This window comes from Algoriphagus sp. (assembly GCF_046296635.1).
Lineage (GTDB): Bacteria > Bacteroidota > Bacteroidia > Cytophagales > Cyclobacteriaceae > Algoriphagus.
Window position 1 is genome coordinate 19,092 of sequence record NZ_JBKBKZ010000003.1, and the last position, 24,050, is coordinate 43,141.

At 40.6% G+C, this 24,050-nt stretch carries 21 protein-coding genes and 1 pseudogene; 8 read left to right on the top strand and 14 right to left on the bottom strand.

Features of this window, described 5'->3' with window-relative positions:
* Positions 1-298: 298 nt before the first annotated feature.
* The gene (locus ACK4HU_RS03415; RefSeq protein WP_409803448.1) at positions 299-910 is read right to left on the bottom strand and encodes a ribonuclease HII; all 612 of its coding nucleotides are present in this window, start codon (positions 908-910) and stop codon (positions 299-301) included.
* On the bottom strand, positions 882-3,554 hold the full coding sequence (locus tag ACK4HU_RS03420; protein ID WP_409803449.1) for an MGH1-like glycoside hydrolase domain-containing protein: 2,673 nt from the start codon (positions 3,552-3,554) through the stop codon (positions 882-884). Before ACK4HU_RS03420 ends, ACK4HU_RS03415 begins: the two co-directional genes overlap by 29 nt.
* 338 nt (positions 3,555-3,892) lie before the next feature.
* On the opposite strand from ACK4HU_RS03420, the gene ACK4HU_RS03425 reads away from it, so the two are divergent.
* Positions 3,893-4,261: a BlaI/MecI/CopY family transcriptional regulator gene (locus tag ACK4HU_RS03425; protein WP_409803450.1), complete on the top strand. Its 369-nt coding sequence runs from the start codon at positions 3,893-3,895 to the stop codon at positions 4,259-4,261.
* Positions 4,258-6,564 (top strand): M56 family metallopeptidase, encoded by a 2,307-nt coding sequence (locus ACK4HU_RS03430; protein ID WP_409803451.1) that lies wholly within the window; start codon positions 4,258-4,260, stop codon positions 6,562-6,564. Before ACK4HU_RS03425 ends, ACK4HU_RS03430 begins: the two co-directional genes overlap by 4 nt.
* A 6-nt stretch (positions 6,565-6,570) precedes the next feature.
* On the opposite strand, the gene ACK4HU_RS03435 is transcribed toward ACK4HU_RS03430, so the two are convergent.
* From ACK4HU_RS03435 to ACK4HU_RS03450, 4 genes are all read right to left on the bottom strand, one after another.
* Entirely contained in the window at positions 6,571-7,710 is a 1,140-nt protein-coding gene (locus ACK4HU_RS03435; RefSeq protein WP_409803452.1) for a glycosyltransferase family protein, read from the bottom strand.
* A 1-nt stretch (position 7,711) separates the two neighbouring features.
* On the bottom strand, positions 7,712-8,587 hold the full coding sequence (locus tag ACK4HU_RS03440) for a UDP-2,3-diacylglucosamine diphosphatase (RefSeq protein ID WP_409803453.1): 876 nt from the start codon (positions 8,585-8,587) through the stop codon (positions 7,712-7,714).
* A gap of 188 nt (positions 8,588-8,775) precedes the next feature.
* Positions 8,776-9,201 carry a putative toxin-antitoxin system toxin component, PIN family gene (locus tag ACK4HU_RS03445; RefSeq protein WP_409803454.1) on the bottom strand — a complete coding sequence of 142 codons (426 nt, stop codon included), beginning with the start codon at positions 9,199-9,201 and terminating at the stop codon, positions 8,776-8,778.
* Entirely contained in the window at positions 9,185-9,406 is a 222-nt protein-coding gene (locus tag ACK4HU_RS03450) for a hypothetical protein (protein WP_409803455.1), read from the bottom strand. Before ACK4HU_RS03450 ends, ACK4HU_RS03445 begins: the two co-directional genes overlap by 17 nt.
* Before the next feature lie 435 nt (positions 9,407-9,841).
* On the opposite strand from ACK4HU_RS03450, the gene ACK4HU_RS03455 reads away from it, so the two are divergent.
* From ACK4HU_RS03455 to ACK4HU_RS03465, 3 genes are all read left to right on the top strand, one after another.
* Positions 9,842-10,066, top strand: coding sequence for a hypothetical protein (locus ACK4HU_RS03455; protein ID WP_409803456.1), 225 nt, complete (start codon positions 9,842-9,844; stop codon positions 10,064-10,066).
* Positions 10,060-12,318, top strand: a complete 2,259-nt coding sequence (locus ACK4HU_RS03460) for a DPP IV N-terminal domain-containing protein (RefSeq protein ID WP_409803457.1) — start codon at positions 10,060-10,062, stop codon at positions 12,316-12,318. Before ACK4HU_RS03455 ends, ACK4HU_RS03460 begins: the two co-directional genes overlap by 7 nt.
* A gap of 938 nt (positions 12,319-13,256) precedes the next feature.
* The gene (locus tag ACK4HU_RS03465; protein ID WP_409803458.1) at positions 13,257-14,303 is read left to right on the top strand and encodes a putative zinc-binding metallopeptidase; all 1,047 of its coding nucleotides are present in this window, start codon (positions 13,257-13,259) and stop codon (positions 14,301-14,303) included.
* Positions 14,304-14,503: 200 nt separating this feature from the next.
* Here the strand turns inward: ACK4HU_RS03465 and ACK4HU_RS03470 are convergent, their stop codons facing one another.
* The 8 genes and pseudogenes from ACK4HU_RS03470 to ACK4HU_RS03505 all read right to left on the bottom strand — a co-directional run bounded on the left by ACK4HU_RS03470 (position 14,504) and on the right by ACK4HU_RS03505 (position 21,585).
* The gene (locus ACK4HU_RS03470; RefSeq protein ID WP_409803459.1) at positions 14,504-14,860 is read right to left on the bottom strand and encodes a hypothetical protein; all 357 of its coding nucleotides are present in this window, start codon (positions 14,858-14,860) and stop codon (positions 14,504-14,506) included.
* Between the two features lie 207 nt (positions 14,861-15,067).
* Positions 15,068-16,111 (bottom strand): hypothetical protein, encoded by a 1,044-nt coding sequence (locus ACK4HU_RS03475; protein ID WP_409803460.1) that lies wholly within the window; start codon positions 16,109-16,111, stop codon positions 15,068-15,070.
* 138 nt (positions 16,112-16,249) lie between these two features.
* Positions 16,250-16,552: pseudogene (locus ACK4HU_RS03480) on the bottom strand (M43 family zinc metalloprotease); the annotation flags it as partial.
* Between the two features lie 369 nt (positions 16,553-16,921).
* Positions 16,922-18,082, bottom strand: coding sequence for an aspartyl protease family protein (locus ACK4HU_RS03485; protein ID WP_409803461.1), 1,161 nt, complete (start codon positions 18,080-18,082; stop codon positions 16,922-16,924).
* A gap of 119 nt (positions 18,083-18,201) precedes the next feature.
* Positions 18,202-18,573, bottom strand: a complete 372-nt coding sequence (locus ACK4HU_RS03490) for a VOC family protein (protein ID WP_409803462.1) — start codon at positions 18,571-18,573, stop codon at positions 18,202-18,204.
* Positions 18,574-18,790: 217 nt separating this feature from the next.
* A complete protein-coding gene (gene pruA, locus ACK4HU_RS03495) occupies positions 18,791-20,425 on the bottom strand; it encodes an L-glutamate gamma-semialdehyde dehydrogenase (RefSeq protein ID WP_409803463.1) in 1,635 nt (544 codons plus the stop codon).
* A 73-nt stretch (positions 20,426-20,498) separates the two neighbouring features.
* Complete coding sequence (locus ACK4HU_RS03500) at positions 20,499-21,194, bottom strand: YjjG family noncanonical pyrimidine nucleotidase (protein WP_409803464.1); 696 nt, start codon at positions 21,192-21,194, stop codon at positions 20,499-20,501.
* Between the two features lie 7 nt (positions 21,195-21,201).
* Complete coding sequence (locus tag ACK4HU_RS03505; protein WP_409803465.1) at positions 21,202-21,585, bottom strand: ArsR/SmtB family transcription factor; 384 nt, start codon at positions 21,583-21,585, stop codon at positions 21,202-21,204.
* A gap of 73 nt (positions 21,586-21,658) precedes the next feature.
* On the opposite strand from ACK4HU_RS03505, the gene ACK4HU_RS03510 reads away from it, so the two are divergent.
* The 3 genes from ACK4HU_RS03510 (at position 21,659) to ACK4HU_RS03520 (ending at position 24,048) form a co-directional block, all read left to right on the top strand.
* Positions 21,659-22,336 carry a carboxypeptidase-like regulatory domain-containing protein gene (locus ACK4HU_RS03510; RefSeq protein ID WP_409803466.1) on the top strand — a complete coding sequence of 226 codons (678 nt, stop codon included), beginning with the start codon at positions 21,659-21,661 and terminating at the stop codon, positions 22,334-22,336.
* Between the two features lie 200 nt (positions 22,337-22,536).
* Positions 22,537-22,782 (top strand): type B 50S ribosomal protein L31, encoded by a 246-nt coding sequence (locus ACK4HU_RS03515; RefSeq protein WP_409803619.1) that lies wholly within the window; start codon positions 22,537-22,539, stop codon positions 22,780-22,782.
* 69 nt (positions 22,783-22,851) lie between these two features.
* The gene (locus ACK4HU_RS03520; protein ID WP_409803467.1) at positions 22,852-24,048 is read left to right on the top strand and encodes a GlmU family protein; all 1,197 of its coding nucleotides are present in this window, start codon (positions 22,852-22,854) and stop codon (positions 24,046-24,048) included.
* The last annotated feature ends 2 nt before the right edge of the window (positions 24,049-24,050 follow it).

The window sequence follows — 24,050 nt, forward strand, 5'->3', positions numbered from 1 at the left end:
CATGCGAAGATTCCACCTGCCTGCCGGCAGGCAGGTGTGTCCTTTAAAAATCAAATTATAACCACATGAAAACTTTAATCATACAAATTCTTGATCAAAAGGCAGTCGGTTTGCTAGAGGAAATGGAAAATCAGCATTTGCTAAAAATCAAACCATAAAAATTCGAAGAGCTTCAAAAGTCAAATTGCCTGACGCAATAATTGGCGCTACTTCTAGTTAATAATTTGACTCTAATAACTAGGAATATTAAAGACTTCGAGAAGATCGATTCTTTAGAAATATTAAATCCTTGGGAGCTTTAAATCTGTTTTAAATCCAACTCCAACTGTCTCGGCAACAGCTGAAAGGTCTTTCGGTGCCAGATCGTACTTCCAAATTTTTCGATTCCTTCTCGATGAGCTGAGGTCGGATACCCGACATTCCGCTCCCATGCAAAATGGGGATGTTCCATTGCCAGTCTTTCCATTAGTTCATCACGATACACTTTGGCCAGAATGGACGCTGTGGCGATACTTGCGATCTTACCATCTCCTTTAATCACGCAAGTAAAAGGCAAGTTCAAGTCCGATTTCCAGCGATTACCATCAATCAGCAAATGTTCTGGCTCCACCTTGAGTTGAAGAATTGCTCTTTTCATCGCCAAAAATGAGGCGTTCAAAATGTTAAGCTGATCGATCTCTTCCACACTCGCTTCCCCAATAGCCCAGGCGAGTGATTCTTTTTTGATTTCTTCGATTAAGCTTTGTCGGTTTGCTTTACTGAGTTTTTTTGAATCATTGATCCATGGATTGGAATAGGAGGTAGGAAGAATCACTGCCGCAGCCACAACCGGCCCTGCCAAGCAACCTCTTCCCACTTCATCGCAACCTGCCTCGATACGATTAGCTTCTAAATAGGGGAGTAGTGACATCGTGGTTCACCTCTTGGATTTTGTAATATTTATGAATCATCTCCGCCACCAATCCGGTCCATCCGGTCTGATGGGATGCTCCCAATCCTTTGCCGGAATCACCATGAAAATACTCATAAAACAAGATGTAATCCTTGAAATGAGGATCTTCTTGAAATTTTTTATTCTTTCCATAGACAGGCCTGTGGCCATTTTTATCCTTCATGAATATTTTCATGCATCTAAAAGACAGCTCTTTAGCAATAATATCCATCGTTAGGAAGTTTCCCGAACCTGTTGGGTATTCGATAGAAAAGTCGCCACCATAGTAGAAGTCAAACTTTTTCAATGACTCAATAATCAGGTAATTTATTGGGAACCAGATCGGTCCTCTCCAGTTGGAATTGCCGCCAAACATCCGTGTATCGGATTCTCCCGGAGTGTATTTGATGGAAAGCGTATCGCCGTTGATTTTCATGGCGTATGGGTGCTTTTCGTAATACTTGGAGAGCGAGCGGATGCCATAATCACTCAGGAATTCATCTGAATCCAGCATTTTGTGCAGGACACTTTTCATTCGGTGACCACGAAGCAGCGAAAATAGTCTTCGCTTGTCATATCCAGGTTGAATCCAGCTCGATACAAGCGAGGCGAGTTTGGGCTTTTCTCTTAAAAAAAAGTCCAGTCGTTTTTTGAATTCAGGAAGGTCATCAAATAAATCCTCGCGGATGGGTTCGACTGCAAAAAGAGGGATCAATCCTACTATGGATCGTACTTTCAGCTTTTTAGGTTCTTTTCCTTTGAGGTGAAAGACATCATAAAAGAAACTGTCTTCGTCATCCCAAAGCGAGATATGTTCGAGGGAAATATTATTCATCGCACCGGCGATGTAGAGAAAGTGCTCCAGAAATTTTGTTGCAGTAAATTGGTAGACTCTGTTGAATTCACAGAGATCCAATGAAATCCGCAAGAGATTCAGCGAAAACATAGCCATCCAAGAGGTACCATCGGCTTGTTCCAATTTCCCTTGATAATAGCTGGCATGACTTCGGTCAAAAAGCGAAATATTATCCAATCCAAGGAATCCGCCTTCGAAGATATTTTTGCCATCACTATCCTTCTGATTGACCCACCAAGTGAAGTTGAGCATCAGTTTATGCATGGCACGTTCCAAGAATTCTTGATCACCCTTACCACCGTTCAGCTTCTTGTCAATCTGATAAACTCGCTGTACGGCATAGGCATGGACGGGCGGGTTTACATCGGAGAAATTCCATTCGTATGCAGGAATCTGCCCATTGGGATGCATATACCATTCATTGAGCAGAAGTACGAGCTGATCTTTTGCAAATTCAGGATCGATACGTGCGATGGGAATACAATGAAAAGCCAAATCCCAAGCTGCATACCATGGATATTCCCACTTATCCGGCATGGAGATAATGTCATAGTTTTGGAGGTGCCGCCAATTGTTATTCCTACCCTTTTTTCGCTGTTCGGGCGGGGTGTATCTGCCTTCATCCCCTTCCAGCCAACGGTTAACATCATAGTAGTAAAACTGCTTGGACCACATCAATCCCGCAAAAGCCTGTCTTTGGATAGACTTCAGGTCAGAATCTGTTACCCGATCTTGGATCGCATCATAGAATTCATTGGCCTCTTTCTTGCGCAAGTCAACACTTGCCAGGCAAGAGTCCAGAGGTTTTTCCTCGATCTGATGCTGCATTCGCATTTTAATCGACCTGCTTCCCCCTACGGGAACATCCAATTCAAAAATTGCGGAGGCTTTTGTTCCGGAATTATTTGGATTCAGACCCGCTCGGTCTCCAGATACTATATAATTATTGATTCCGTCTTTGGAGGAGTTTTGATCATTTGGAATACCGTATAATTTCTCCCGATTGGTTTCATTATTACAAAAAGCCAGTTCGGTATTGCTGCAAAAGGTAAAGATGTAATTCCCTGATTTTGGATTAAATGCTTTGATGGAGTGTTCGTCCAATTTGGAGATTTTTGGCATAAAGGGCTCATGGCCTGTAAACCACGTTTTCCTAAACCAGATCGTCGGCATGACTGTGAGTTTGGCAGCTTCCGGTCCTCGGTTGTGTACGGTAACTATGGCCACGATGTCTTCCACATCGTTCTTTGCATATTCAATGAAGATATCGAAGTATCGATCTTCGTCAAAAACTCCGGTGTCGATCAGTTCAAATTCATCCTGTAGCTTTCCTGCTTTTCTGTTCTCATCGATCAGTTTTTGATAGGGGAATTCAGCCTGAGGATACTTGTAAAGCATCTTCATATAGCTGTGCGTAGGGGTCGAATCCAAGTAATAATAGATCTCTTTGACGTCTTCTCCATGGTTCCCCTGATTTCCAGTCAATCCAAAAAGGCGCTCCTTGATGAATGGATCTTTCCCGTTCCAAAATCCCCAAGCTAAGCAAAGCTTTTGCTTGTGATCTGAGATTCCGGCGATTCCTTCTTCACCCCAGCGGTATGCTTTGCTGCGGGCGTCATCATGAGTAACATTTTCCCAAGCAGCGCCATCCGGACTGTAATCTTCACGGACAGTCCCCCATTGTCTTTCGGTGAGGTAAGGCCCCCACTTCTTCCAATGTTTTTTGTATTCTTTATCTTCCTGTAATCTTATATATTCAGCTGACATGCACTATTTCTCCTTTGAGCAAGATTCGAAATTATCAATTTCTGAGTATTAAAGTCAAAAATGAATCTTTCTGTTTACTAACGGTATTCTAAATTTTTTGCGGTTGAATTGAGAGGATATTTGCAAAAATCGATAATGTAAACTCTCTTTTTACAGCAATCGCATTTGGAAATCGGTTTCCAGATAATGTTTTTTCTCTTAGGGTTTTTAGCAACTAACTCGCATTCAAAGTTTCTGGAATTTTTTCTACCCTAAAAAAAATTGGAAAAATATTTTGATCTACACTTGTAGATGTAAAATACTGTTCTACATTTGTAGAAGAAAAATACTTGATACTGATGAAACTCACACCAACCGAAGAAGAACTAATGAATCACTTGTGGAGGCTTAAGCGGGCTTTTATGAAAGATTTGTTGGAATGCTATCCCGATCCAAAACCTGCAACCACTACGGTTTCCACACTTTTGACCCGAATGCAGGAAAAGAATTTTGTCGGCTATGAGTCCAGTGGAAAATCGAGGGAATATTTCCCTTTGGTATCCAAAGAGAACTATTTCGCCAAGCATATTCAGGGCTTGATAAAGAATTTTTTCAATGATTCTCCAGCGCAGTTTGCCTCATTTTTCACAAAAAAGGCGGATTTGACTCAGGAAGAATTGGAAGCTCTGAAGGAAATTATCGATGACCAATTAAAGAAAAAGATATGATCCTGTACCTCCTCAAATCCGTTGCTTGTCTGCTCATTTTGCTTTTGGTTCATCGCTTGGTTTTACAGCGAGAAGCAATCTATAAGTTCAATCGGTTTTTCCTTTTGGCAGCTGTAATTGGATCTTTTTTCATTCCCTTGGTGGAAATTGAAGTAGCAGAAAAAAGGGATGAATCGGCTCAGGTATTTAGCCAAGAAATAATCCCAGTCCAAGATTTTTACTTTGAGTCTTTTCCAGATTTGGCTTCTGAGTCAGTTTCAGAGGTGGTTTTAGCCGAAAAAACGATGAATTGGACTTTGATTTTTTGGACAGTTTATGGTTTGATCACGCTTGTCTTTTTGATTCGATTTTTTCGCAACATCAATTTGCTTAGGCACAAAATAAACCGAAATGTCCACGTGCAATTCCGAGGCGAAACCTTGGTTTTGTTAAAAGAGCAAAGTCTTCCCTTTTCCTTCTTGAGCTATATTTTTGTTTCGAAAGATTATCTCGATGAGGGTCAACTGACAGATTCGATTTTTGCTCACGAGCAGGCCCACGTCCATGGAAGACACAGTTGGGATAATCTCCTGATTGAAAGTTTGCTGGTGGTGTTCTGGTTTCACCCCGGACTCTACCTTGCACGGCAGTCGATCAAACTCAATCACGAATTCATTGCCGATGAGGCGGCATTGCAAATTACTCCACTGGATCAATACAAAAATTTCCTACTAGCCATGATGATCCCGGAGAAAAGTCACGGATTGGCCAGCAGCTTGAATTTTTCTCTCACTAAAAAACGATTTGAAATGATGAAGCGAAAAACAACAAATTCGACTAAGTGGATTTTGATTTTAAGTGTGATCCCTGTACTGGGAGCGATGGTTTATATTTTCAGTGAGAAAGTTGTTCCTTCTAGCCTTGGCGAAGAGAAATTAAGTGAGGTTCATATTTTCCCTTTGGATTTAGAGAAGACGGAAAAAGTATATGATCTTACTGTTTATTTGGTTTCAGGAGGTAGGTTCCTCCTTGATGATGTTCGGAGTACAAAAATTTATAAGATGGATCAGCTTTCTGAAATATTAAATCAAAAAGCTTCCATTAATCCTCAAATTAAATTGGTCATTCAAGCAGGGTCAACCATGGGCGATGTAGAAGAAGTTAAATCAGTTTTTCGTAGTCATAATATTAAAAAATTGGTTTGGATGGATCCTGACGGTGATAATAAAGTAGAAGAACTTGGAGTAAACGCTTATAGTTTGATCTATGGCTCTCCAATCCAGACGCTCACCAAAGCCGAATATTACAGCCAAACCAAGTTTTTCATTAAATATCCAGATGGAGTAAAGGAAGAGCTCAGCTATGATCAATTGCCGGAGAAATACGCCAAAGATTTACCAAATCCTCCAGGAAAGATGAAAAAAAGTATCCCAAGTTCAGCCCTTTTTGAAAGCTGGAAAAATGGAGATGAGTTTGCGATTTGGATTGATGGAAAAGTGGTTCCGAATTCAAAATTGGAAGAATTGCAAGTCTCAGATATTGCTCATTATTCTTCCAGCTACGTCAATTCCAATGCGCGATCAGCGCGCTTTCCTCAAAAGAATCAAGTTAGTATTTATACATTTTCAGGTTTTGAGAATGTCTATGGAGCAAATTCAAGTTTCGGAAAGAAACCAATGGGAGGTTCTGTGACCTTCAATTCAGAAAATCCAAAAAATCAACAGCACACTCTTAATTCCTACCCAGTTTCGCTCTATCAAGCCTACTATGTTCAATATCTGGAACGGCTCAAATCCGGATCTTCTTTTATAGATAGATCAAAAACTGATCAAGAACGATTATTCGAAATGTTTAATGATTTAATTGATAAGTACCATTCACTGAGAACTGAAGACCAACCAAAGGTTGAACCTCCTGTAAATCCACGTTTACTTCATGACAGAATAGAAAAAGAAGGAGAAACTAATTATGAATTGAATGAAAAAATCAGCGAGAAAGAGAAAAGTCCGTTTTCAAAAGTTTCCCAAATTTCATCTGTCAAAAACTACATGGTAACAAGTTCCAGCTATCAAAAGCAACTTGCGGAATTTGAAATCAGAACTAACAAGAACAGACTATTTTCCCAACCTTCGGAACAAGAAATTGCTGAGCTCCAGCAGTTATTCAATTCTTTGCAGGTTAATTACCTAAATCTTTTTATGGAAGAAAAAAGAAAAGTAAAGCGGGCCAATTTCCCCTATGCCAAAATCGAAAGAGAAGGCAAAATCATCTACAAAAGAATGGAAGACCTGACTCCCGAAGAACGCCAAGAATTAGGCTGTTAAAACAGATCAACCCATCGCAGGCATAGATCCTTGAGGGAAAGGAGTTTCACTTTCTTTCTCTGTAACCACTACATCTGAAAGTATTTCTCTAAAAACCGATTGCCAAGAATCAGCCCATTTTATATACTGGTCAGATTCTGTTAAGACCTTTTTTTGCAATCGGTCCAGCTTCGCAAAGTCAAAATTCTCGGAAGCAATTCCCACACCTGAAGCCTCAGCATCCATGGCATTGCAGGCCTGTTCATACTGCCCCGCGACCGGAATCATCATGACCGGCTTGCCTAAATAATTTGCCTCGCAAACAGATTCAAATCCTGCTGTACAAACTAGCCCTTTGCAATTAGCCATGTCCTGTAGAAATTTTTTATCATGAACGCGGTGGAAGCTCAAATTTGCTAAGGGATATTCAGTCTCAGCTGCTCCTTTTTTATCCCAATAGGCTTTGATTTTAAGGTGTTGATTAGCTTTAGCAAAGTGAATGACTTCCTCTGAATAGCCTGGGTTGACCATGTAGGCCAAATAGAAATCACCTGTTTTTGGCTCTAAAACTTTTACCTCCGGTCGAAGTAAAGGAGGAACTACCCGTACTTTTTGATTGGCATACCGGACTTGGGGCAAAAAGCTTAGTGCTAATCTTTCATCGGCCCCCAAACTTGTCAATGCAGTGTTAAGCTGGAAAAGAAATTTATCGACAGGCTTGTTTGGCGCAAACTTGAAACTCGGATGTCCCATCAAATATTGATGACCAATTACCCAGAATTTGGCTTTTGGGCGAAAAATGAAATTATATATCCCACCAAGCAAATCGTAAAAATTTAGGATCACATCCGGTTTTTCGGTTTTCACAATTTCATCAATAGTTTTTAGACTTTTCTGGTAGGTGTTCAGCTTCAGAACGTTTTTCAGGATTGTTTTGTGGATTGAGACTTTCTTCTGATTTCTGTCAGTTTCAAAATTCGGACTTTTAACCAAGTGGATCGGTGCCTTAATCTCCCGCTCAAAAAACTCAGGAACAGCTCTTCGTTTGCTTTTGCCTAAAATCACTCCAATCAGATGGTGACCATTTGATTCCAGTAGCTTGCCGAAGGCAATAGCTTGGGTCATATGTCCCCGACCTTCTCCCTGAACGATAAAAAGAAACTTCATCTTACAAGCGAATGAAAGGTGGATTTATATCGTCTTTTGGCAAGTCAAATGACACCTTTCGAAGCGGAATCACCGGACGCTCCTCTTCCTGATCCGGACTTCCTGAACTGGTTTGATTGTCGATTTGGATCCCTTTGAAGTCAATTTCATTGTAGTATATCAACTGCCAGTTTCCTTCATGATCTTCAGCCAGTGCACTCATCGTCTCGACCCAGTCACCGGAGTTCATATATTCAATTCCATCGATTAGCCGACATTCTGCTTGGTGAATGTGACCACAGATGATTCCATCACAGCCTTTGGCTTTAGCCATTTTGGCAAGCTCCGTTTCGTATTGATCGATATAGGATACGGCTGATTTTACTTTTCCTTTGATATATTGAGACAATGAAAAATAGCGTAATCCTCTTTTTCTTCGATAGTGATTCACCACACGATTTAGCCAGAGTAAAAAAGTGTAACCCATATCCCCGAGATAAGCGATCCATCTCAGGTTAGTGGTAATGCTGTCAAACACATCCCCGTGAGTGATGAAATATTTTTTACCAAAGGACTCATAAATCATGTCTGTTTGGATTCGGAGTTTGCCAATCTGAAGCGGTAATATTTGCTCCAGAAAATCATCGTGATTGCCTCTGAGGTAGAAGACATTCGTATTATGATTTTCGATCATCTTGAGGATTCGGTTGAAAAAGCGGGTGTGCTTTCGTTTCCAACTCCCTGATTTTTTGAGTTGCCAGCCGTCGATGATGTCTCCGTTGAGGATGAGATTTTCGCAGCGGTATTGTTTCAGAAACCGGGCTATTTCCTTGGCTTTGGAGCCTTTGGTGCCCAAGTGAACGTCAGAAATGACGATTGTTTTGTAGTGAGTCTTCACACTGTGGGTTTTGATTTAAAGCTACCGCAGCGATATGAATCTATAATGTTTAGGTTATTAACAAATTGCTATGAATTCCAAATATTATTCTGCAAAAATGAACGGAACGTTAAGGTAACGTGAAAAAGGGGCATGGATGGAGGTTGGAGGCTAGGAAGTAGGGAGGTATGGAAGTTGGGATGTTTGGATCATCCAAGTTGCAATCCTGAAAAATCAGAGGGGAGAATAATTTTTGCTGATTCAAAGGAGTTTAAAACCAAAAGATCCTGATCTCCGGTGATCAAATAATCCGCGCGAGATTCAAAAATCAAATCCAGAAAAATATTATCTCGTGGATCTCTACAGATTTCAAATTTGCGAGAAGGACTGAAAATTAGTGAAACTGAAAGTATTTTTTTTAAAAATTCCTGTCGCTCCACTTTGCTTAGGTATCTCTCAAATTTAGGTCTTTTTAGAATTTCAATAAGCTCATTCAGAGTTTGCTTTGAAAAAGCGAGTAAACCATATTCTATTGCCTTTTGAAGCGATTTTTCTGTGGGTGAGTTCTTGATTAATGCAGCACTAATCAAGACATTAGTATCAAAAATAAAAAGTTTGTCACCGGAGAATGTCATCTAACGCATCTTGAGTAAGTCCTCGAGAATTCATTTTTTCTTTTAGGTCTGTTAAATATGCAAGCACTTTTTCTTTGTCTCCCTTACTCAGCGCCTGCCTAATTTGACCTTCTATTATTCCTGAGATTTGTTTTTTAAAATCAGGAGAAGAACCTTCCCACGCTTTGGCTAAATCAGCTCTTACTTCGATACTTATCTTTTCCATAACCTTGATTTTTATACAATTTAACGAAAAAGCAGAATCATGGATCTCATTTCTTCCTTTCAAAATTTGCAAGAAATTACCGGTTAATGAATATATAGATCTAGAACTTAGATGATTCTTAGATGAGCTTAAAAAAGCTTTAGCTTTTTTACTTTGCGCCCTTCGAAAGGATTGATTCCACTCAAATCTTTGAAGTTCGGAGAGGGGTTGATACATCCTTTTCTCTCTTTCTTTCTTTGCGGTTAAAAAAAGTACTCTAATGAAGGGTAAGGATTGAGTTTAATGTTTCAAAAAGCACAGTCATTCCGCATTTGTAAATCTTTCTTTTTCTTTCTGGGAGTGATAAAGCAATAAAGCCTTTTTCCACAATTTTACGCAAGCGGTCAAAAAACTTGGATTGGACTTTTTAGTTTCGAGGCTAGAAATATAAACCTCATGATTAGAATATCTTTACTACTATTTGGGTTGTTGCTGACCTGTTTACCAGCACTCTCCCAACAAACTGGCTATCCAGGAAATTATGAACTTGCTGCCCGATTTTCACCCGAGAAAATGAAAAAAATGGTTTTCTCCACCAGTGTGGACCCTCACTGGATGAAGAAATCAGATCGTTTTTGGTATGAGTATGAAACCACTGATGGTAAAATTGGTACGTGGTAGACCCTACACGTGGAACCAAAACTCAGCTTTTTGACAAAGACAAACTCGCTGCGGAGATTTCCAAAGCGGTCAAAGATCCTTTCGATGGTCAACACCTTAAATTGGATGATTTGAAGCTCATGGACGATGAAAACACCATTCGATTCAAAGTAAAAAGCACTCAGGATGTATTGAAAAAGGACTGGACAGAAATCAAAGCAAAAAACAAAAGCTCTAAGGACTCGCTGGAAAAGAAAGTGCATACTTTTCTTTATAACATCACTACACAGCAACTGACTGAGATTGAAACCGAAAAGGACCCAAAGCGTTTGGCTTGGGCAAACATAGCTCCTGATTCCTCCAAGGTTGTTTTTGTAAAGGAGTACAACCTGTATTGGATGGATAAGGCAAACTTCCTGAAAGCTGTGAAAGATGAAAAAGACTCGACTATCGTAGAGACTCAATTAACTACAGATGGCGAAAAGGACTACGAATATGGCTTTGGCGACCGTGGAGATGACAATGAAGAAGTAGAAAAGAAAAAGAAAGACCGCAAGCGGGCCGGAATCCTTTGGAGCACGGACAGCAAGCAGTTTATCCTGACTCGAACAGATCAGCGCAAAGTCAAAGATCTTTGGGTGATTCATAATACCCGCGATCCTCGGCCTACTTTGGAAACCTACAAATATGCCATGCCAGGAGAAAAAGAGCAGCCAGTGAGTGAACTTCTATATTTTTCCTTTGATTCTAAGGAGCTAAAGAAACTTCCAATCGCAACTTTCAAAGATCAGACGGTTTCGCTTTGGTCAACCACACCACCAACCAACTCCCGAGATGACGACTTCCGTCCTACGCTTTGGTTGGGAGACTTGAATGAATTTTACTTTGCAATCACTTCCCGAGATCTTAAGAAGGTTGATGTAGTCCGATGGAATATCACTTCTAATCAAAAAACTGTAGTTATCGAGGAGCGAAGCAATACCTATATCGACTTTGAAAAAGTTGAAATCGCAGGAAATGATCTGATTTGGTGGTCAGAGCGTGATGGTTGGGGGCACTTTTACCTCTATGGTAAAGATGGTACACTCAAGCGTCAACTCACTTCCGGCCCATACCACACTGCAGGTGCTGCTAGAGTGGATGCGAAAACTCGCAGACTATTCTTCACTGCAAATGGTCGTGAAAAAGGAGAGGACCCTTACTACGAACATTTATATAGCGTGAGCCTGGATGGCGGTGCAGTCACTTTGTTGAATAAAGGTGATTTCAACCACGACATCAATATCAATGACAATGCAAACTTCTTTGTCAGCAATTTCTCAAGAGTAAATACCGCTCCAGTTTCCGTTTTGATGGATCGCTCCGGTGCAAAAATAATGGACTTAGAAACGGCAGATCTTAGCCAGCTTTTTGCCGCAGGCTATCAATTCCCGGAGCCATTCAAGTTTAAGGCTGACGACGGAATCACAGATTTGTATGGGGTAATGTACAAGCCCTTTGACTTTGACTCGACAAGAAAATATCCACTAATTCAATACGTGTATCCAGGTCCTCAGACTGAAGCGGTCAACAAAGCTTTCGGTCGTGGTTTGGATCGAACAGATCGTTTGGCCCAGTTTGGGTTCGTAGTGGTGACTTTGGGAAACCGTGGAGGTCATCCTGCCCGATCCAAATGGTATCACAATTTTGGCTATGGCTCCTTGAGAGATTATGGTTTGGCTGATAAGAAAGCAGCTGTTGACCAATTGGCGGATCGCCATCCGTTTATCGATCGCAATAAGGTTGGGATTCATGGACACTCCGGAGGTGGATTTATGTCCACAGCTGCGATGCTTGTCTATCCAGAAGTCTTCAAAGTAGCGGTTTCCTCTGCAGGTAACCATGAAAACAATATCTACAATCGCTGGTGGTCAGAGAAGCATCATGGTGTACAAGAGCGAATTCTTCCAAGTGGAGACACGACTTTTGTCTATCAGATTGAGAAAAACCCGGATTTGGCCAAAAACTTAAAGGGCCATTTGATGCTAAGCACCGGTGATGTGGACAACAACGTCCATCCTGCCGGCACGATCCGCATGGCCAATGCGCTGATCAAAGCCGGAAAGCGATTTGAGTTGGTGATGCTACCGGGTCAAAGACATGGATTCGGTGATATGACGGAATACTTCTTCTGGAAAATGGGTGATTATTTCGTTCAGCATTTGCTGGGAGACAATACTCCACCACCTGTGGATATGATTGAGATGCAGCGGGATAAACCTAAGGATAAGTGATCAGAAGGCAGTCACAGTAGGCAGAAGTTTTCGGTACCCTTTGAGGTTTTACAAACCTCGAAGGTTTTTTTGTTTTTTGCCGCAAAGCACGCAAAGAAGCGCGAAGATTTTCTACCACAGAGTTCTCAGAGAAAAAGAGTTTCAGGAATTAACCTTTATAATGGTCTTTTTAACTTTTTGACACTTTTATTCTTTTTCAAGGTCACGGAGGGGAAAAGCTGAAGCTTTTCTTGGGTTAACCTTTGAGGTTTTACAGACCTCGAAGGTTTTCTTTTTTTTGCCGCAAAGAACGCAAAGCACGCAAAGAAGCGCAAAGATTTTCTACCACAGAGTTCTCAGAGAAAAAGAGTTTCAGGAATTAACCTTTAATCTCTGCGTTCACGGCGCCTCTGCGGTGAATTTTTTCAGCCGCAAAGTGCGCAAAGTAACGCGAAGATTTTTTATCACAGGAGTTCAAAAAGGATAAAGACGGGTATTTTTTTGTGGGGGCCTCTAAAAGAGTACCAAAGGTACGTTCTGTAAAAGCCCTGTATGCAACGCCGGGATTATGGAAAGATGATTCAAAACTGAGTGCTGAAGGCCTGCCTTTGCCGATCCGGCAGGCACTATCTGGTTTTTAAGCCACGAAGAACGCAAAGGTGCGCAAAGATTTCTAGCCCAAAAGTTCGCTGGAAAAAAGGACTCAAAATATCTCTGCTTTTTCCGCGCCTATGCGATGAATTTCTTGACTTGGAATATGAAATCATATTTACCTGTCTATTGGCATGTTTAGTAATTACCTTTGAATCTGAATCAAGCATCACTGCTATGAAATCAAGCCTGCCTGAGGCAGACAGGCATGACGAAAACGTCAAACAATGGAATAATTATCGTACATGCGAAGATTCCACCTGCCTGCCGGCAGGCAGGTGTGGCCGCTTAAAAGCAATTATAATCATATGAAAATTTTTGAATGCGATCATTGTCATCATGCCCTATTTTTTGAAAACAATCGCTGTGAAAAGTGCGGATATCTGACCGGTTTCTCAGTTGAGGAACGGAATATGCTGTCCTTTGATCCTTCCGTTTTGGTCATGACTTCAGCCAAGGATGAGAAGTTGTTTCGCTATTGTGCAAATCGTGAATATGACGTTTGCAATTGGTTAATTCCATTTGAAAAGGGGGAGCGGTTTTGTGCTGCATGTCAACTTAACCGAACCATTCCAAACCTCTCTGATCGCCAAAATTTCCAAAAATGGAAAAAGCTGGAAGTGGCTAAACATCGCTTGGTCTACCAATTAGACCGCCTCAATCTACCGTATGTGAGTAAATTCAAAAACACAATGGACGGTCTATTTTTTGATTTTCTCTCCCGTAGTCCCAGTCATAACCGCATGACGGGTCATTCCAGTGGGGTGATTACTATCTTGCTTGAGGAGGCAGATTCTGTCCATTTGGAAAAAATGAAAAGTGAACTCCTGGAGCCGTATCGAACCTTGATTGGTCACTTTAGGCATGAGGTGGGACATTATTTTTGGGATATGCTGATCGCAAAAGATTCGGAAAGCCTAACTGAATTCAGAGCGATTTTTGGAGATGAACAAAAGGATTATAATCAAGCTTTGCTTACCTATTATCAATCCAAATATCAGTCGGATTGGAAAGGGAGCTTTATCAGTCAATATGCCAGTTCGCATCCTTGGGAGGATTGGGCGGAGACTTGGGCGCATTACCTGCATATCATGGCGATGGCTGAGACCTCCTTTTCGTTTGGACTCTCAGTGAATCCTCTTTTATATGAACCTGCTCTTCAGGGAAAAATCGAATTTGATCCCTATGAGACCCTCGATTTCAATCTGATTTTCAAAGCTTGGTTTCCCATTTCATTTGCTATCAACAGCCTTAATCGCTCCATGGGGATTCCTGATGCATATCCCTTTGTGGTCAATTCAGCAGTGCTGAGGAAAATGAGATTTATTCATCGGCTACTTTTTAAGATGCGTTGATTTGGGATTAGTCACGAAGAACATCAAGGTATTTCACCATAGAGTTCTCAGAGAAAAAGTAGTTTAGAAATCAAGCTTCAAAATGTAATATTTAACTTTTTGGCTCAATTGGATTTTTCAAGGTCACAGAGGGGAAAAATTTTCTATTGATTCCCTTCTTTAAAAATCTCTGCGTCCCCTTCGCCTGGGCAGTGAAAAAATCATTTAAACTCCTTCCGCAGAATCGTGTAATTCACCGATTCGTCAAAAGGTATGATCGGCATTCGGCTAGTTGAAGGGGGAAGTTCGAAAAAGGGTAGGGAAGAATTTCCAGGTTGCAGATTCGAACTATTTAATTCTCGATTAAGGAGGAAATCCATGGGAAAATGGACTTCTATCGAATCACTTTGAAGCGTGTCAAGTTTGTCTAGAAAAAGGTGATTTCTAAAATCGATTTTGGGTTGGTCGGGCAGCTTTTTATTCAACCAATGAGGAGAAAAGAAAACGTTTGTGTCCTGTGCTAATGTAAGATTCGAGAGGCCAAAAGCGAAGCAAAAAAGGAGTATGAACAATTTCATGTGTTTATAATTTGATTTTTAAAGGCCACACCTGCCTGCCGGCAGGCAGGTGGAATCTTCGCATGGATAATAATTTTCCCTCTGTATGTCGCTTTGGGTTATGCTTGATTTCATTTTAAGTCAAAATTAGGTTGAAATCATTTTTACAATTTGTATTTCAACAAGTTAAGAAGCTCTCCACGAATTCCCCAATGATGGATGTTAAATTTACTTTTCGACGATGATTTCGAAATCTTCAAATATTGCTACTCCCTCAGTGCCTGGCATCATAACAGCAAAAGGAATCAACATTACCATTTTTCGATTAAATTTTGGAATGGATAATTCAAGGATTTGTCCATCAAGAACTCCGGATACAGGCTTATTTTCTGTTGTGAGAACCATTGTTTCTAGTAATTGGGATCCTCTTTCAAGTAAGGTATTCTCATAGACTCGTATGGCAATCGCTACTCCAGGCCCAGTCAAACCGGTTGAAGTGACTTTGGTACGAAGGGTCACTTTGGCGTCTTTAGGGATATTTGCATTTTCGATTTGAGAAAACCAATATCCCGTTGATGTTGATGTTCTACCGGGGACTGAAGATATCACCAAAGCATTTGGAGTGGAATTTGTAATTCTCTCACCTGTAAAACTCCCCTGTGAGTTGGAAAAAACCCAATTTTGACCACTCGCTTGAGGACTGAAAAAGACTGGACTTACTGTATAATCTTTTGCGTATTTAATACACTTTTCTTCAGCTGCAAGTCTATCGAATAGTTCATCCAGATAATATTTTTTGTTTTCGGGAGTATCCTCATAGTAATCATACATATGAACGTTTTCATGCATTAAGGAAAGAGGTCTGCCGTCACAAAGGAAAGAATTGTCGTGCCTTAAATTGAGAAAAGCATGGCCAATTTCATGGAAGACGAAAATCTCCCGTCTTATATCGGTATAATTAGCATATCCGCAAGAAGGGTCTTTTGAGATGAATATTTGTCTTCTTCCTGATACAGGAAAATTGATCCACCCATATCCGCAATATTCCCTTCCATCTGGGGGCGTAATTTTGCCATCAACATACTGCATATCCAAACCTGACATATCGAGATTATATCCCCTGGCTTTGGCTTCTGCTAAAAACCGATCCTTGAAAATGGTCAGCGAAGGAAAAGGATCCGGTGCTGGAGTTACTTCTTCTTTGGGTTCGCAGGAGATAAGTGTTGAGAAAATTAGCAGTAATAAAAGGAGGGAGTAGGAGCGTGAGGCCATTATTCTGGGTTTTAAAAATTAGAATATAGTCAATTAAAAATACAGGACGTCAATGTCTTACCAAAAGTTTCGCGAGTGATTAAAGAATTAGAATTCAACCGACATCATTAAAGCTATTGTATTAAGAGTTTTACCGTTTTAATAAATCGGTATGACAGTTGGATCAAAGACGCCTCGTTTCCAAGGTTGAGGTTTTCTTCGCTCGTTAAGATTGGAATTGACTGGCAAATAGTATCCTTTTTCAAGCGTAGTTCTCATTTTGGTGACTTGATCCAAAGTGAAACTATTATAAACCGATGGGTTATAGTCCATAACGTTGGAAACATAAAAGTATTTTTCCTCGCAATTGGTTTTCAGGAATCGATAAAATTTTTTCTTTTCATTATCATATGAATCAGTATCTGGAAAGCCATCTCCATCTTTACATGGATCAACCTGTGAAAAGGTGTGTGGATAACCTTAAAAATGTCCCGTTTCGTGAATCATAGTAAAGGTGGATAAACTCTTACCCATTGCAAATCCATAAAATCTTGAAAGAGGAATATTTGAGGTGAGTAAAAGCTCCAAATGCCTTTTTCAGTAAATAAAAAGACCAATCCGCTGATCACTACTAAGATCAAGTAATGAAAAATATAACGGTTTGCAGGGATCTTCTTTCGGTTCATTTCCTATTCAAGTTCTGCAAAAGAATCTGAAGGTAAGTGAAGCAAAAATTAATTGAATTTGAATCTTTTGTGATGGAAAAGAAGAGTTTTGTTACTTTTTTCCAAGGCTTTCATTTAAGGTTTTAAGAAGGTTGGATTTTAGGACTTACTTGAGTGGTATTCTTTTAAAAATCAATTTTTCCCCGTTTAGTTTTTCAAGTTCCATCTGATCAAAATTCTTTCCGAAGAAGAATTGCATAAATTCACATTCGTCACCAAAATCTTCCGGTTTTCTTCCGTTCACGGCTGCGATATATTCCCCGATTTCAATCTGACTATCCTCTGTCACCATTCCCAAAGGCTTTCCAACCAACACGATTTTTCCCTCTTTATACTGTAAATTGATATGGGTTGGATCTTTGAAATTCGGGTTGCCAGACTTGAGATCTAGATAGAATGATGATTCGGAATTATTCAAGATTGTTCGATTGCTGAGGTTTGAAAAAAAGCTTAAGCCAATTTTTGAACGTTTGGAATCTTCAAAATCAACAGGGATTCGGGAAAAATATCGACCTCCAATCAGTAAACTGTCAACCAAAATTGTCTTGGATTCATAGGTTTTCAAACCTAAGGCACCCATCGAACTGCTTATATTAGGATTGCTGAGGCCAAGACTGTCTTTCATAGTGAGAAAGGACTGAATAGCAGGATTGTCTTGCGGGAAATCCATCACTTTAGTATATCCAAAATCGATCAATACCCGGTTAAATTTCTCATTAGCAAATCCAGTGCTGACAAAAGGTCGGTTGTTGATATAGGTAACAGGGAGTCGAAATAGTGAATCTGAAACTGGAAAAGGCTTTTTGGATACCTGGATGATGTTATTCTCAAAATCGATTTCCCAATTTAGCTGTCGAATCACATCCGCCCCCAACAAATAAAAGTCCAGGCAATACAAATAAGTCATGTCATTGACCAGGCTTCGAACATTAGGAAAAGTGAATCCTCCAATTTGGATTTTATCGCTGACGCCTGTTTTCACTTTTTGAACTTGATTATTCGAGTCCCGCATTTTAATCTTCTTTCCTTTGATCTTTAATTTTCCGCTTGGTTCACTCAGGGAATTCGCTAGCCCCATACTCGCTCCTGTGTCGAATACAAACTCAGTGTCTACTCCATTCATTTTCCCTTTGAAAACAAGAAGTTTGGATTCGGTGGAAAACGGGAAGCTGTAGATGGAATCTGAGGACTCAATCAAGTTTTGTGAGAATCCAGAATGGTAGGAGGTAAGTTCCAAAAAAAATAAAAGAAAATAGAATTTCTTCATTTTTATCTAGTTTATCGATTTATAACTTATCAACGAAGTAGAAATAATGGTGTTGGGAAAAATTGAAGAACGCAGTTTTCCGGTTAAGAGTGAATTTTGGACTTGTTGATTCATTTCAATTAGACGTGCTGATCGATCAAAATCGTATTCCCATCCGGGTCAAAAAAAAGAATACTGCCAGGACCCGAACTTCCCGGATTCACTTCTTGAGCTAAAAGGATCCCCCTTTCTTTCAACTGATTTTGAATAGAGCGTACATCATCAAAAGAATCAACCACGTTCGCATTTTGATCCCAACCCGGATTGAAAGTCAGAATATTTTTCTCAAACATCTCATGAAAAAGTCCGATCAGCGTATCCTCATTTTTCATGATCAGGTAATTCATCTCATCACTTCCGGCAAATACTGAGAAGCCCAGTTTTTGATAGAACTCTTTCGATACCTGAAGATTTTTGACTGAGAGACTGATGGAAAATGCGCCGAGTTTCATAAGTTGCTTGAGTTAATTTGAAGCAATTTATCGAATCCATTTTATTAAAAAATCTAAAATCTTGGGTCACCCTGAGCGAAGTCGAAGGGTCCTCGACTCCGCTCGGACTGACAAAATATTTACTTTATTAATAATTTCATCATTTATAGCTAAAGAACTCCGAGAGGTAGGCACTCAATGTGACCATCGTCATTGAAGCCTCCCTACTTTGAGTGTTTTAATCATTTCCCAAGAATGGGTATCGGTAATCTTCCGGAGAAACAAAGGTTTCTTTGATCGTTCTCGGAGAAACCCATCTGAGCAAATTGATCATTGATCCGGCTTTGTCGTTGGTGCCAGAAGCTCTTGCTCCACCAAATGGCTGCTGACCTACCACTGCACCGGTTGGCTTGTCATTGATGTAGAAGTTGCCTGCAGCGTTTCTGAGTTTTTGCGTAGCAAGTTCAACAGCATAGCGATCCTGTGAGAAGATCGCACCTGTCAAGGCATAAGGAGAAGTTTGATCTACCAGCTCGAGGACTGTTTCAAAGTGCTCTTCATGATATACATAGATGGTCAACACGGGGCCAAAAATTTCCTCGCACATGGTGGTGTACATCGGGTCTTGAGTAAGTATTACTGTCGGCTTGATAAAATAACCTTTTGATTTATCAAAGCTTCCACCAGCTATGATCTCAACACCAGGTGCTTTCTTCGCATCTTCAATGTATTTAGCGATTTTATCGAATGACTTCTCATCGATCACTGCATTGATAAAGTTGCTGAAATCCTCAGTACCCCCCATTTTCATGGAAGCAAGATCTTCCAACATGTATTTTTTCACATCTTCCCAAAGATTGGAAGGGATATAAGCACGAGAGGCTGCAGAGCATTTTTGACCTTGATATTCAAAAGCCCCACGAACCAGTCCTACAGCAACAGCTTTTGCATTGGCTGATTTGTGTGCCAAAACAAAGTCTTTGCCGCCGGTTTCTCCTACGATTCTTGGATAGGATTTATAAGTTTTGATATTTTCTCCGATGGTCTTCCAGATGTGCTGAAAAACGCCAGTGGAACCAGTAAAGTGGATTCCGGCAAAGTCAGGATGCTTGAAAATAATGTCACCTGCAGTTGGTCCATCGACAAAGATCAAGTTGATCACACCATCAGGAACTCCGGCTTCTCTGAACACTTGCATCAACACATTTGCAGAATAGATTTGCGTGTAGGCTGGTTTCCAAACGACCGTATTTCCCATCATTGCGGCGGATGTAGGTAGATTTCCTGCGATAGCAGTAAAGTTGAAAGGCGTCAAAGCAAAAACAAAACCCTCCAAAGGTCGCTGCTCCAGACGATTCCAAACCCCATTTCCTGAGACAGGTGGCTGTTGTGCGTAGATTTCGCACATGTATTTGACATTGAATCGCAGGAAATCGATGAACTCACAAGCAGCATCGATTTCTGCCTGCATGGCATTTTTGGACTGACCGAGCATAGTGGCTGCATTGATTTTTGCACGGTAAGGACCAGCCAAAAGATCGGCGGCTTTTAGAAAAATAGCCGCGCGTTGTTCCCAAGCTAAATTTACCCAAGCTTCCTTTGCACCCAAAGCAGCATTGATCGCCTGATTCACATGGGATGCATCGCCTTCATGAAAGTGACCCAAAATATGCTTGTGGTCGTGGGGAGGTGACATAGGATGCGTATTACCTGTTCGCACTTCCTCGCTACCGATGTACATAGGCACATCGATTTGCTGGGACCTGGCTTCCGTTAGTGCGATTTGCAGTTCTTTTCGTTCCGGACTTCCAGGAGCATAGGCTTTTACCGGTTCGTTGATAGGAGTGGGTACATTGAAAAATCCTTTTAACATATTATTTGGAGTTTATATTAGTTTCTGAGTTTGCAAAGATAAAGGTTCGCTTCGGAAAGGGTAGGAGTTTGACTCATAAAAGGTCTTCCAACTCCCGAAGGTGAGTAATGGTATAAGTGGGCTTCAATTCTATTGTTTTTCCTTCAGGGTTGAAGAAAACCTGGTCAATAGCTGCATTTTGTGCACCTAAAATGTCCGAATCGGGATTGTCGCCAATCATCAAACAACGATCTGGGCTTGTAGCCAATTGATCCATGGCATGATAGAAAATTCTCGGATCGGGCTTTTTGTGTCCTGTAGTTTCTGAAGTTACGATCAGCTCGAAGAATCCATCCAAACCCGAAGAACTCATCTTTTTTGCTTGCGATTCATTGAATCCATTAGTGATGACATGGACCCGATATTTCTCCTTAAGGTAAGTCAGGATTTCTTTTGAATAGGGGAAAACGTGAGGTTTTGAAGAAGTACGATGCATAAAATCCTCCTCAAATTCTAATGGAATACCCTCTACATTTCCTCCAGCATGAGTGAAAATCCGGGGAAATCGCTCCTTCCTCAGTTCATATTTATCCATTTTTCCCACGTTGTACCAATCCCAAAGTTGAAAATTGATTGCATGGAAAGCTTCGAAGAACTTTTCAAAAGTAGGAATTCCTAAATCTTGCAAACCATAAATTTGGTATAACTCGGAGAGGGATTCGGCGACATTTCGATCGTAGTCCCAAAGGGTGTGGTCAAGATCGAAAAATAAATGTTGGTACGTTTTCAATGGAAATTCAGCGTCTATATTGATTGTATTGGATTTTGTTGATTGCCAGTTCTCGGTTTGATTTCAGGATTTCGTATGTTCCCTGATCTCTGATCAGACTTGGATCCTTTTGGATAAACTTGAAAATCTGCTGAATGATTTCAATGTATTCTTCTAAAATGTAATAGAACATCCATTGATCCACCCTTTTGCTTCCCAACAAACCTGCGTTTTTTAAGTATATAAGGTGGCGGCTTGTTTTTGTCTGTGTGAAATCAAGAATATGCTCCAAATCTGAGATACTCAATTCTTTATTCAGCAACAATAAATGGATAATTCTTACACGAGGTTCTTCGGAAAGTGCCTTAAAAATTCGCAATCCATAGTTTAAACTGATATTTTTGAGTCTCATTAGTAAGTTTTAACTTATAAATCGGCCGGAAAATAAAATTTCCTCCGAAATTAGATTAAAATAGCAGAGCCTTATGGGGCTATCAACAGATTCAATATTCGTGAAAATATTTCAGCTTCTTCCTTTCGTTCTGATTTTTGCTCTGGGAATTCTACTCATTCCCAACTTTACTTTCGCTCAAGTTCAACGAGAGCGGAAAGTAATTCAGCTTTCTGGTATCATCCTAAATGCCGATAGTACCGATGCCGTTCCAGGTGTGAATATTTATGTACCCAAAAAAGGAAGAGGAACTGCCAGTGGTCGTTTTGGTTATTTTTCGATGCCGGTATTGGAAGGAGACAGTGTCGTCTTCACTTTTATTGGCTTGAAAAAACAAACTTTCAAAGTTCCTGAGAAAGTTGAAAATGACCGGATTAGCTTGATCTTGACCATGCAAATCGATGAGATAGCCTTGGCCGAAATCGAGGTAATGCCTTATCCAACCGAAGAAGAATTCAAAAAAGCAGTCATTGCTATGAATGTGGTCGATCCGATGTCTATCAGTCGATCCAATATGAGTCCAGAGATGTTACTTCGTTGGGCGGAGTCCATGCCAGCATCTGGTGGAGAGAATTACCGCTACTTCCAGCAGGGCCAAATGCTTCAAAATCAAGACCTCTACGGCCCTAGACCGCTTCGTATCCTCGATCCTTTCGCCTGGTCTCAATTTATTCGCTCCATTAAGCGGGGCGATCTGAAGAACAATAACTAATTGAGTTCAGAAAATCCCACGGAACAAGAAATATTCCTTTCCAAACATTTGGTCAAATTTATTAAAAAGGTATCTTTGTGCCTCATTTCGAAAAAGCAATATAAAACTAGCTATATCGTGAAATCGAGCACAAAATGAACATCCTAATTGGAATGATCATTTTCCGAGCGAGATTCCATAAGGCCATAATAACAAACACTATGAAAAAAGATATTCATCCAAATTACAGAGACGTCGTATTCTATGACACGTCTAGCGAATTTAAGTTTATGACTAAGTCAACTATCGAGACTAGCGAAACTACCGAATGGACAGATGGTAAAACATATCCAGTTTACAAAATTGAAGTAAGCTCTGAGTCTCATCCTTTTTATACTGGCAAGAAAATGCTTCTTGATACAGCTGGTAGAGTTGAAAAATTCAACAAAAGATACGCAAAGAAGTAATTTTCTCTGGCGATCGCCGAAAAAGTCTCCCGGAGCATGGATTCCGGGAGACTTTTTTATTTTTGCCTTATGAACCAAATCTTATTGTTTGACGACCCCGCAATCCGGGGATCACTTCTGCCCTTTACTTTTACCCGGCCTGTGGCAGATATTAGGGTAGGGATTCTTAAGATCTCCGAAAAATGGGGTATCTACACCGAAAAGGAGGTTTTTCACCTTACTCAAGAATACCTTCAAGAAAAATTTCCCAGAAATTCTGAACCTGCGCTCGCCATCAATGGCGCTTGGCTTCCGGAAGCTGATTCCTTTGACCAGTTAAAAAAGTTGAAACCCAAACAGTCACTTTATTGGGGGAAGACCCTTATTGCGACCTTTATCGGTGAAACTGAGAAAAATTTAAGTTTTGCGGCAGATCGCGAGATCGTTCAACTCGATTCAGAGCCGACATTAATTCAGAAAAGCTGGAATATCTTCCAGTTCAATGCGGCAGAAATAAAGAAGGACTTTTACCTCTTGACGAAAGGGCGAAAATCTCAGCCTGTCAATGATCCGCATACTATCGTCTATTCACCCCAAAATATTTTCATCGAAGAAGGTGCGAAAATCAAAGCGGCTGTATTGAATGCAGAAGCAGGTCCAATCTATATTGGCAAAAATACAGAAGTTCAAGAAGGAGCTTTGATTCGTGGGCCATTTGCGCTTTGTGAAGGTTCTACCGTTAACATGGGCGCCAAGCTCCGAGGTGACACCACTGTTGGACCTTTTTCCAAAGTCGGAGGAGAAATCTCAAACGCCGTATTTTTTGGGTATTCCAACAAAGGTCACGATGGATTTCTTGGGAATTCAGTCATTGGCGAATGGTGTAACTTGGGAGCAGACACCAATACCTCCAACTTGAAAAATAACTATGCGCAAGTGAAGCTTTGGGATTACCTCAAAGGCGGTTTCTCTAACACCGGATTACAGTTTTGTGGACTGATGATGGGTGATCACTCCAAGTGTGGGATCAATACGATGTTTAATACAGGAACTGTGGTGGGGGTCGGAGCTAATGTTTTTGGAGATGGATTTCCAAGAAATTTTATTCCCTCTTTTTCCTGGGGTGGAGCAGCAGGTTTTTCGACTTTTTCCATGCCTAAGTTTGAGGAGACTGTAAAGGCGGTTTATGGTCGAAGAGGAAAAGAATGGACCAAAAAGGATCAAGAAATTATGGAACGGGTTTTTGATTTGACCAAAAGCTTTAGAATTTGGGATAAAAATTCCTGATC

What these genes read in the sequence shown, in the direction of transcription:
- ACK4HU_RS03415 (WP_409803448.1), bottom strand. Translation starts at nt 910, where the DNA reads ATGTCACTACTCCCCTATTTAGAAGCTAATCGTATCGAGGCAGGTTGC.
- ACK4HU_RS03420 (WP_409803449.1), bottom strand. Translation starts at nt 3,554, where the DNA reads ATGTCAGCTGAATATATAAGATTACAGGAAGATAAAGAATACAAAAAA.
- ACK4HU_RS03425 (WP_409803450.1), top strand. Translation starts at nt 3,893, where the DNA reads ATGAAACTCACACCAACCGAAGAAGAACTAATGAATCACTTGTGGAGG.
- ACK4HU_RS03430 (WP_409803451.1), top strand. Translation starts at nt 4,258, where the DNA reads ATGATCCTGTACCTCCTCAAATCCGTTGCTTGTCTGCTCATTTTGCTT.
- ACK4HU_RS03435 (WP_409803452.1), bottom strand. Translation starts at nt 7,710, where the DNA reads ATGAAGTTTCTTTTTATCGTTCAGGGAGAAGGTCGGGGACATATGACC.
- ACK4HU_RS03445 (WP_409803454.1), bottom strand. Translation starts at nt 9,201, where the DNA reads ATGACATTCTCCGGTGACAAACTTTTTATTTTTGATACTAATGTCTTG.
- ACK4HU_RS03450 (WP_409803455.1), bottom strand. Translation starts at nt 9,406, where the DNA reads ATGGAAAAGATAAGTATCGAAGTAAGAGCTGATTTAGCCAAAGCGTGG.
- ACK4HU_RS03455 (WP_409803456.1), top strand. Translation starts at nt 9,842, where the DNA reads ATGATTAGAATATCTTTACTACTATTTGGGTTGTTGCTGACCTGTTTA.
- ACK4HU_RS03465 (WP_409803458.1), top strand. Translation starts at nt 13,257, where the DNA reads ATGAAAATTTTTGAATGCGATCATTGTCATCATGCCCTATTTTTTGAA.
- ACK4HU_RS03470 (WP_409803459.1), bottom strand. Translation starts at nt 14,860, where the DNA reads ATGAAATTGTTCATACTCCTTTTTTGCTTCGCTTTTGGCCTCTCGAAT.
- ACK4HU_RS03475 (WP_409803460.1), bottom strand. Translation starts at nt 16,111, where the DNA reads ATGGCCTCACGCTCCTACTCCCTCCTTTTATTACTGCTAATTTTCTCA.
- ACK4HU_RS03485 (WP_409803461.1), bottom strand. Translation starts at nt 18,082, where the DNA reads ATGAAGAAATTCTATTTTCTTTTATTTTTTTTGGAACTTACCTCCTAC.
- ACK4HU_RS03490 (WP_409803462.1), bottom strand. Translation starts at nt 18,573, where the DNA reads ATGAAACTCGGCGCATTTTCCATCAGTCTCTCAGTCAAAAATCTTCAG.
- pruA (WP_409803463.1), bottom strand. Translation starts at nt 20,425, where the DNA reads ATGTTAAAAGGATTTTTCAATGTACCCACTCCTATCAACGAACCGGTA.
- ACK4HU_RS03505 (WP_409803465.1), bottom strand. Translation starts at nt 21,585, where the DNA reads ATGAGACTCAAAAATATCAGTTTAAACTATGGATTGCGAATTTTTAAG.
- ACK4HU_RS03510 (WP_409803466.1), top strand. Translation starts at nt 21,659, where the DNA reads ATGGGGCTATCAACAGATTCAATATTCGTGAAAATATTTCAGCTTCTT.
- ACK4HU_RS03515 (WP_409803619.1), top strand. Translation starts at nt 22,537, where the DNA reads ATGAAAAAAGATATTCATCCAAATTACAGAGACGTCGTATTCTATGAC.
- ACK4HU_RS03520 (WP_409803467.1), top strand. Translation starts at nt 22,852, where the DNA reads ATGAACCAAATCTTATTGTTTGACGACCCCGCAATCCGGGGATCACTT.